This is a genomic window from Cellulosimicrobium cellulans (assembly GCF_042723955.1).
Lineage (GTDB): Bacteria > Actinomycetota > Actinomycetes > Actinomycetales > Cellulomonadaceae > Cellulosimicrobium > Cellulosimicrobium cellulans_H.
In genome coordinates, this window is sequence record NZ_JBHXIC010000123.1 from 1 (window position 1) to 9416 (window position 9416).

Consider the following 9416-nt stretch of genomic DNA (forward strand, 5'->3'; position numbering starts at 1 on the left):
TGGGGGGCGGGTATTTTTTTAAACCACCCACACAGCCCCCAAACTCGGGGGGGCTCGGATTTGTTTAAACCCCCCCCCGGGGGGGGGGCGCGCCGGGAGGCGGACCGCCCTCACCACGGTCAGCCGGGTGTCAGCCGCACGCGACCGTCGGTGACGACGGCGGCGCTCCCGTGCCGATGAAGCCGAACGACGTCGTCGCACCGGCGGCGAGCGTGCCGTTCCAGCCGACGTTGGTCGCCGTCAGGACGCTCCCGCTCACGCTCGTCGTCGCGTTCCACGCCTGCGACAGGCCGCCGGGCGCGAGGTCGAGCGACACGGTCCAGCCCGAGACGCCCGACGCGCCGGCCGTGACCGTGACCTCGCCCTGGTACCCGCCCTGCCACGACCCCGCGGTCCGGTAGGCCGCGGTGCATGCCCCGGGCTCCGGGCCGCCGTCGTCCGCGAGCGTGGTCGCCTCGGCGGCGAGGGAGACGGGCGAGAGGTTCCCCGCCGCGTCGCGCGCCCGCACCGTGTACCGGTACGTGGTCTCGGGGTCGAGGTCCTCGTCGGTGTACGTCGTGCGCGCCGTGGACCCGACGACCACGCCGTCCCGCAGCACGTCGTAGGCCGCCACGCGGACGTCGTCGGTCGACGCCGTCCAGGACAGCGACGCCGTGGACGACGTGGTGCCGGTCACCGCGAGGCCGGTGGGCGTCGTCGGCGACTCGGTGTCCGGCTCGGTCGGGACGTCCTCGCCGAACAGCCGGTCGTAGTCGGCGAGCGCCGTCGCGACGGCCGTCTGGGCCCAGAACCGGTGGTAGGTGAACTCGGGCGCCGGTCCGCCGTCGAGGTGCGCCTGGACCTTCGCCCAGTCCGGGTCGTCGAGGTAGAACGAGCGGATGTCGAGGAACGAGACCCCCGGCTCGACGACGTCGCCGTTCGGCATGGTGCCCGTCCACCCGGCCGGCACGTACGTCCCGTTGCCCGTGGTCGACGTCAGGACGTCGTCGAAGCGGGCGTAGTCGGCACGCGTCTCGGTCGTGGCGACGCCGATCGGGTCGCTGTTCTGCTCCCAGATCGCGTCGAGCAGGTCCTTCGCGACCTGCTGCGCCGCGTCGTGCTGAGGCCCTTCGCCGCCGGCCGCGTAGTACATGAGCGAGCGGGCGAGGGCACCGGCGACGCCGACGTCCTGGCCGTAGCCCGTCACCTCGACGCTCAGACCCGCGTTGTCGCCCGGGTCCTGAGGGTCCCAGTCGTCCGGCTGACCGGACCACGCGAGGTTGGACGGGATCTGCCAGGAGTCGTCCGTGACCGTGACGTGGTCGATGACCCACGGCACCCACTTGTCGAGGATCGCCCCGGCGCGCTCGTCGCCCGTCTCCTCGTAGAGCTGCGCGATCCGCTCGACCCCCCAGCCCTGCATGCCCATCCACGAGTTGGACGGCGGGTCGTGGTAGACGGGCGCCTCGGTGTACGCCATGCCGTAGAACGTCGCGACGTCGTCGGGCCGGTCGGCGTAGTGGCCGTCCCACGAGTTCGTGCTGCCGCCCGCGATCCCGCCCTCGGGCGACTGGAGCCACTGGAAGAGCTCGATCTGGCGGTCGAGGCTCGTGCCCCAGTCGTCGCTCGCGGTGGGCGACGCCGGCTGGAGCGCCGGGTCGTTGGCGAGCGCCCAGGCCGCCATCGGGTTCTGGTACCCGAAGTGCGCGTGGCTCGACCCGATGCGCCAGGCCCACGGGCCGGACGTGTCGAGGGCCCCGCCCCACGCGTAGTACCAGGACAGGAGGTAGTGCGCGCTGTTCCGGCCCGAACCCGCAGCGCACGAGGTGGACTCGCAGCCGGGCGTCTTGAAGTACTTGTCGAACAGCGCGTAGCGCAGGTAGTCGCCCATCTTCGAGGCCTTGCCGACGGTGTCGGCGACGGCCTCGGGCTGGCCCTGCTCGGTCGCGAACTTGTTCGCCCAGTAGGCGGCCTCGACGGCGCGCGCGTCGGCGTCGGGCGCGTTGGTGTACTTCCACTGCTTCGCGTACGACGCGTCGCCCGTGAAGAGGTCGAGGTAGCCGTTCTCGCCGCCGTAGCTGAAGTCGTCGATCGACGGCTGGGGCACCGTCTCCCAGACGGACTCCTGCGGGCCGCGCTGGAACGTGTTGATGTACGAGGTGCCCTCGTGGTCGGGCCCGAGCAGCGTCGAGGAGCCCGGTGCGGCGCCGAAGCCGTACACGTTGTCGACGTCGGCGAGCCAGTGCATGCCGTAGACCTCGGGCGTGCCGTAGGTCGACCGCAGCTCGGCCGCGATCGGGTCGGAGCCGACGGAGACCGACGTGTCGAGCTGCGAGGGGTACTGGCTCGGGTGGTTGAACTCCGGCGCGTACGTCGCGGGCTTGGCCGGGTTGTACGCCCCGTTGGTGGGCTGGTTCTCCGTGGTGGGGATCATGTACGCCTCGAGCGTGTCCCACGCGTGGTTGAAGGGCTCCCAGTCGCCGGTCACCTGCCCGTACGACGTCTCGAGCCACAGCCAGAAGGAGTACGCCTCCGACGTCGTCTCGTGCCCGTAGTCCGGCGCCTCGACCATGAGCGTCTCGACCGCGTGGTACGGGATGCCCTGGGGCGAGAAGTACCCGTTCGCCGGGTCGTGGATCTTCGCGTACAGCTCCAGGAAGCGCTGCGTGTACTCGCCGTCGACGAGCGCCGCGGCCGCCTCCGCCGTCGTGGACCGGGGCTGGGCAGGGTCGGCGCTCGCCGGGGGGACGGTCGCGAGCGCCGTGAGCGCGACGCCCGCGGCGAGCGCCGCCGCCGTCGTGCGCCGGCCGCGCGCGGCTCGCGCGTGCGGGGCGGTGGGTGGTGGCGCTGCGCGCCGGGACGTGCGTGGCATCGTGCTCCCTCTCGTCGTCGAGCCCCGCGGCGGCGGTCGCGGGGGCGCCGTCGTCGGCTCCCCCACCCCCACGGGTCGATCGACTCTCGGCGGCCGCGACCGGCCGTCACAACGCCCGAAACGTTTCGGACTGCGCCGACCACGGCACGAGCGCGCCGTGCGCACGGGCCCGGCGCCGCGCGAGAGCCACCCCGGCCCGCCGCAGCACCTCGAGCGCGTCCGGTGCGCCGCTGACGTCGCCGAGGTGCTCGACGACCGCGGACCCGCACGCCCCCGCCGCGCGGACCGCGGCGTGGCGGGCCTCGTCGTCGGAGACCCCGTCGAGGAGCACCACGAGGTCGGTCGGCGCCAGCACGCACAGCGAGCCGGCCGGGCCCAGCGCGCCGCGGAGGCGGTGGATCGTGGGGACCGTCGGCGGCGCGTCGAGCCCGACGGCCAGGACGTGCGCGCCGTACCCCTCGACCCGCCCGCCGCGCCCGATCGCCTGCTCGAGGCGGTCCACGAACAGGGTCCGGTGCAGCACGCCCGAGTCGGGGTCGACGAGCACCCGCTCGCGCAGCTCACTGCGGTACCGCTCGACGTCGGACAGGACGGCGAGGGCTCCGACCATGCGGGCCGGGCGTCCGCCGGCGTCGGGCACGGTCACGGCGCGGCAGCGCACCCGCACGTGCTCTCCGTCGGCGCACCGGAGGCGGTGCTCGACGTCGAGCGGCTCGGTCGTCCCTGCGAGCTGCGCCGCGACGGCGGCGTGCACGGCCTGCACGTCGTCGGGGTGCACGCGGCCGAGCCACTCCTCGGGGTCGTCCCGGAGGTCGGCCACGTCGCAGCCCACGATGCGCGCCCACGCCGGCGACCAGCGCACGGTGCCCGTCTCGACGTCCCAGTCCCACGTGCCGTCGTGGGACGCGATGGACACGAGCGCGGCGCGCTCGGCCCCCGCCTCGACCTCGAGGGCGAGCTCGCGGACCCGCTCGGCCGCGTCGGCGAGCGCGTGCTGCTGCTCCCGCAGCGAGCTGACCAGGGTCTCCCGGTCGAGCGCGACGGCGAGCATCGCCGCCCAGTGGTTGTACCGCTCGCGGGTGCTCGTCGTCCGCGTGTCCACGAGGCCGCCGACGACGAGGAAACCCCAGTCGGAGCGTCCGAACGCGACGGGCGCGACGACCGTGAGCGACCGCGGGTCGAGGAGCTCGCGCGGCGGGAACTGCGCGGTCGGCAGGACCGTCCCCACGAGCCGCTCGACGGCCGTTCCCCCGCCACGCACGCCGACGACCCGCAGGACGCGACGGCCGGAGCCGTCGTCGGCGTCCTCCCACAGCGCGAGGGCCGCCGTCCCGCCCACACCGCGGGGGAGCCAGTCGAGGCGGCGCAGGCCCTCGCCGTCGCCGCGCAGCAGGCCGAGGTCGACCTCGTAGAGGTCTACCAGGTCCTGCTCGAGCCGTCCGGTGCGCGCGACGGTCCCGTGCGCGCACCCGCGGGCGACCGCGACGACCACCTCGGCCGCGGTCGCCCGGACCGCCTCGGCGCGCGCGGCGGCGGAGCTCGTCGGGGGTTCCCGGTGGGCGCCGCGCGCCAGGACGGTCCGGCCGAGCTGGGACGCGCGCGCGCCCGGGCGTCGCCGCCGCACGTCGCGCACGAGAGCGGCGACCTCGGTCTCGAGCGCCGGCACGATCTGCTCGAGCGCCTCCTGCGACGGGCGCAGGCCCGCGGTCCGGTCGGCGAGCGAGCGCAGCGCCGCGGCCGGGGGGACAGCACCCGTCTCCGCGGCCCCCCGGAGCAGGTGCCGGAGCACGAGGAGCCACGCGTCGACCGGCGCAGGGCGCTGGCCGCCGTCCGGCCCGCGCCGGCGCAGGACGCCGCGCGCGTCCGACCGGTCGAGGACGGGGGCGAAGACGACCCGGGCGACCTCGTCCAGGGGCCGGGACGCGTCGCCGGGCGCCGGCACGGCATCGGCACGGGCGGCCGTGGCGCCGATGAGCTCGCCCTGCGTCCCCTCCAGGCACCCGCACGACTCGCGCCGGATGAGGGCCGCACGCCCCAGCCGGTTCTCGCGGCCCACGCTCTCCCCCCGGGCCTGCGCGACGAGCAGCTCCGCCACCCGCTCGCCGACCTGGTCGTGCAGGGGGTCGACGGTCGACAGCCGGGGACGCGAGCGCGCGCCGGAGTCGGCGTGGTCGAACCCCACGACCGCCTGCTCCGCGGGCAGCTCGAACCCGCTGGCCTGGAGGCCGCGCATGAAGCCGATGGCGTTGCGGTCCGTGGCCGCGAGCGTCGCCGTCGTCGGCAGGCCCCGGGACGCGAGGCGCCGCGCGACGACCTCGGCGCTCGCCTCCTGGTTGTCGCGCGTGCGGTAGACCCACGACGGCGACCACGCGAGGTCGTGCACCGCCAGCGCGGCGCGGTAGGCGTCGTAGCGCTCGAGCGTGTCGCGCTGCTCGGTGTTGCCGACGAAGCCGATGCGCCGGTGGCCGTGCTCGACGAGGTGGTCGACGGCGGCGCGGACGCCGCCCGCGTTGTCGGGCGACACCGCGGGAGCGCGCAGCCCGTCGGCGCGCACCCCGAGGAGCACGAGCGGGATGCCCGACGCGTCCAGCTCGCGCAGCTCCGCGTCCGCGAGCGCCGTCGTCATGACGACGAACCCGTCGAACGACGAGCGACCGAGCAGCGGCCGGCGCCCTGGCGGACCCGGGAACTCGTCGCGGTCGAGGTCCGCCGGGTACGTCTGGAGGGCGACCACCCGGTGCCCGTGCGCCCGCAGGACCCGGGCGATCCCCGCCAGGGACCGCCCGAAGTAGAAGCCTCCGACCACGGGGCACAGCACACCGAACGTCAGGTGCTCCCCCGCCTGTCTCGGGCGCCTCGTCGCGTCCGTCGACATCCTCGTCACCGTCCTCGTCACGTCATCGTCACCGAGTCCTGGTAGGCATCATGCACCCAAACCGGGCACAGTGTGGGAGCGTGACCACCAACTCCCCCGGCAGAGCACCCACGCCACGCGCCGTCAGCCCGGCCGAACGGCGCATCACGATCACCGACGTCGCGCGCGCGGCGGGGGTGTCGATCGCCGTCGTCTCCTACGCCCTCAACGGTCGTCCGGGCGTGTCCGAGCGGACCCGCCGGCACGTCCTGCGCACCGCGGCCGACCTCGGCTGGCGCCCGAGCGCGGCCGCCCGCTCGCTGCGCGCCAGCGCCCGCAGCGTGGCGCTCCAGGTCGTGCACGCGGCGGAGGGGGCAGCCGGACCCGGCCGTGCCCTGGCACTCGCCGCCGGCATGCGCGCCGTCCTCGCGGAGCACGACCTCGCCCTCAGCCTCGAGGTCACCGACGACCGTGACGAGGGCGCCCGGGAGCTCGAGGCGGGCTGGTCCGAGCGGCGGCACGCCGCGTACGTCGTGGTCGACGCCCACGCGCGCGACCCCCGGTTACGGGTCGCCCGCGAGGCCGCGATCCCGCTCGTCGAGGTCGCTCCCGGCCCGTCCGACCCCGCCGCCCCGGGCGTGCGGACCTGGTTCGCGGGCGACGCGGACGCCCGCGCGGCCCGCTACCTCGTCGAGCTCGGCCACCGCCGGATCGCGGTCCTCGTCTCGGACGCGCAGGACGAGGTGGCGCGCACCCTGGTCGCGGCGGCCCACGACGCGGGCGGCCCGGAGGCCCGGGTCGAGGTCGTCGAGTGCCGCACGTGGGAGGAGACACGCTCGCGCGCGGCGCGGCTGGTCGCGCACGACTCGCGGCCCACCGCCGTGCTCACGGACACGGACCTCGCGGCGCTCGCCGTTCTCGAGGCCGGCCGGAGCCACGGGCTCGAGGTGCCGTGGGACCTGTCCGTGCTCTCCGGCGAGGACTCCGCGACGTGCCGGCTCGTCGCCCCCGCGCTCACCGCCGTGCACCGGCCGTTCCAGCGGCTCGGCGCGCATGTCGCGGACGTCGTCGTCGCGCGGCTGGGCCTCGGGCGCCCGGTCGCGCGCCCCGACGCCGACCCGGCCGCGACCCGTCCGCCCGTCGACCGCGAGCGCCCCGCCGCGCGCCTCCTCCTGCGCGGGACGACGGCGCCACCGCGGGGTGCCTAAACGTTTCAGTCGGTAGCCGACCACGGCCGCCGTTCGTCACGTTGTCCCCGCCGGGCAGAGCCGCCCGGTGCGCGGACCCGTCCGCGCCCCCGGACCCTTGGAGGACCACGTGCCATCCCGATCCAGTCGACCGCGCAGGGGCGCGGCCGTCGCCGCGTCGCTCGCGCTGCTCGCCGCCCCGCTGGTCGCGACCGCCGCGCCGGCGAACGCCGCCGAGCCACGCGTGAGCAACCCGTTCGCCGGTGCCACGCAGTACGTCAACGACTTCTGGTCCGCCAACGTCGAGGCCGCGGCCGACCGCGCCGGCGGGGACCTCGGGTCCCGTATGCGGGCGATCGCCGACGAGCCCACCTCGGTCTGGATGGACCGCATCAGCGCGATCGAGGGCAACGCCGACGGCCCGGGCCTGCGGCACCACCTCGACGCCGCGCTCGAGCAGAAGCAGGCGGGCGTGCCGATGGTGTTCAACCTCGTGATCTACGACCTGCCCGGCCGCGACTGCTACGCGCTCGCGTCCAACGGCGAGCTCAAGCCGAACGCCACCGACATGGCGCGGTACAAGACCGAGTACATCGACGTCATCGCCGACATCCTCGACGACCCGGCCTACGAGGACCTGCGCATCGTCGCGACGATCGAGCCGGACTCGCTGCCGAACCTCATCACGAACATCAGCACGCCCGACTGCCAGGCGTCCGCGCCGTACTACCGCGAGGGCGTCAAGTACGCGCTGGACGCGCTCCACGACGTCGGCAACGTGTATTCCTACATCGACGCGGCGCACGCCGGCTGGCTCGGCTGGCCGAGCAACTCGGGCCCGGCGGCGAAGCTCTTCAAGGAGGTCGTGCTGTCGACGGAGGCGGGTTACGCGTCCGTCACCGGCTTCGTCACGAACACGGCCAACTCGACCCCCCTGCACGAGCCGTTCCTCGAGGACGTCCAGCTCGGGAGCACGCCGGTGCGCTCGGCGTCCTTCTACGAGTGGAACGCCGACTTCGACGAGGCCGACTGGACGGCACACCTCTACGACCTGCTCGTGGCGGAGGGCTTCCCGACGTCGATCGGCATGCTCATCGACACGTCGCGCAACGGCTGGGGCGGCGAGGACCGCCCGACGGCGGTGAGCACGTCCACGAACCTCAACACCTACGTGAACGAGTCGCGCGTCGACAAGCGCATCCACCGCGGCGCCTGGTGCAACCCGGCCGGCGCGGGGATCGGCGAGCGCCCGCAGGTCTCGCCCGCGGGCTTCCCGGAGTCGCACCTGCACGCCTACGTGTGGGTCAAGCCTCCGGGCGAGTCCGACGGTGCGTCGTCCGACATCCCGAACGACCAGGGCAAGCGGTTCGACCGGATGTGCGACCCGACGTTCGTCTCGCCCAAGCTCGCCAACCAGCTCACGGGCGCCCTGCCCGACGCCCCGCTCGCGGGCCAGTGGTTCGAGTCCCAGTTCCGGATGCTCGTCGAGAACGCCTACCCGGCGATCGAGGGCGACGGCAGCGGCGGCCCCGCCGACACGACCGCGCCGTCGGTCCCGACGGGCCTGTCGGCCGGGGCGACCACCACGACGTCGGCGAGCGTGAGGTGGACCGCGTCCACCGACGACCGGGGCGTCACGGGCTACACCGTGCTCGTCGACGGCACGGCCGTGGGCACGACGGCCACGACCTCGTTCACGGTCACCGGCCTCGAGGCGGGCACGTCCTACGCCGTGACCGTCCGGGCGCGCGACGCCGCGGGCAACGTCTCGGCCGCGTCCGCGCCGCTCACCGTGAGCACGGACGAGGACGGCGGCGCGGGCGGCGACGACCAGGCGCCGTCCGCCCCGACCGGGCTGCGGGTCTCGGGCGTGACGACCTCCACGGTCGCGCTCGCGTGGAACGCGTCCACCGACGACACCGGGGTGACCGGGTACCGCGTGTTCCGCGACGGGACGCAGGTCGCCGAGGTCTCGGCGACGTCGTTCACCGACACGGGGCTCGCGGCAGGCACGGCGCACGTCTACGCGGTGCGCGCGGTCGACGCCGCGGGCAACGTGTCCGCGACGTCCGGCACGGTGACCGGCACGACCGAGGACGACACCCCCACCCCGGTGGGGGCCTGCACGGTCGCGTACACCGCGAGCTCGTGGAACACCGGGTTCACCGGGTCGCTGCGGATCACGAACAACTCCGCCGCCGCCCTGCAGAACTGGAACCTGACGTTCGCCTTCGCGAACGGCCAGACGATCACGCAGGGCTGGTCCGCGCAGTACGCGCAGTCCGGCTCGACCGTCACCGTGACCCCCGCCGCGTGGAACACCACGCTCGGCGCGGGCGCGAGCGTCGAGGTCGGCTTCAACGGCTCCCACACCGGGACCAACACCGAGCCGACGTCGTTCACGCTGAACGGCGCGACCTGCACGGTCGCCTGACCCGACGCCGACGGCCGGGGCGCGTGCGCCCCCCCCCGGGGGGGGGCGGGGGGGGGGTGGGCGCGGCGGGCCCCGCCGGCGCGCGGGGCA

At 75.0% G+C, this 9416-nt stretch carries 4 protein-coding genes; 2 read left to right on the plus strand and 2 right to left on the minus strand.

The genetic code is table 11. From position 1 onward, the window contains the following. Nucleotides 1-130 precede the first annotated feature (130 nt). Nucleotides 131-2851, minus strand: a complete 2721-nt coding sequence (locus tag ACFWH7_RS19815) for a glycoside hydrolase family 48 protein (protein ID WP_378219178.1) — start codon at nt 2849-2851, stop codon at nt 131-133. 106 nt (nt 2852-2957) lie between these two features. Next, nucleotides 2958-5726, minus strand: a complete 2769-nt coding sequence (locus tag ACFWH7_RS19820; RefSeq protein WP_378219180.1) for a substrate-binding domain-containing protein — start codon at nt 5724-5726, stop codon at nt 2958-2960. Between the two features lie 80 nt (nt 5727-5806). Between ACFWH7_RS19820 and ACFWH7_RS19825 the strand changes: the two genes are divergently transcribed. Together ACFWH7_RS19825 and ACFWH7_RS19830 are read left to right on the plus strand one after the other, a co-directional pair. Next, the gene (locus ACFWH7_RS19825) at nt 5807-6913 is read left to right on the plus strand and encodes a LacI family DNA-binding transcriptional regulator (RefSeq protein ID WP_378219182.1); all 1107 of its coding nucleotides are present in this window, start codon (nt 5807-5809) and stop codon (nt 6911-6913) included. Between the two features lie 109 nt (nt 6914-7022). Further along, nucleotides 7023-9326 carry a glycoside hydrolase family 6 protein gene (locus tag ACFWH7_RS19830; protein ID WP_378219184.1) on the plus strand — a complete coding sequence of 768 codons (2304 nt, stop codon included), beginning with the start codon at nt 7023-7025 and terminating at the stop codon, nt 9324-9326. Nucleotides 9327-9416: the final 90 nt, after the last annotated feature.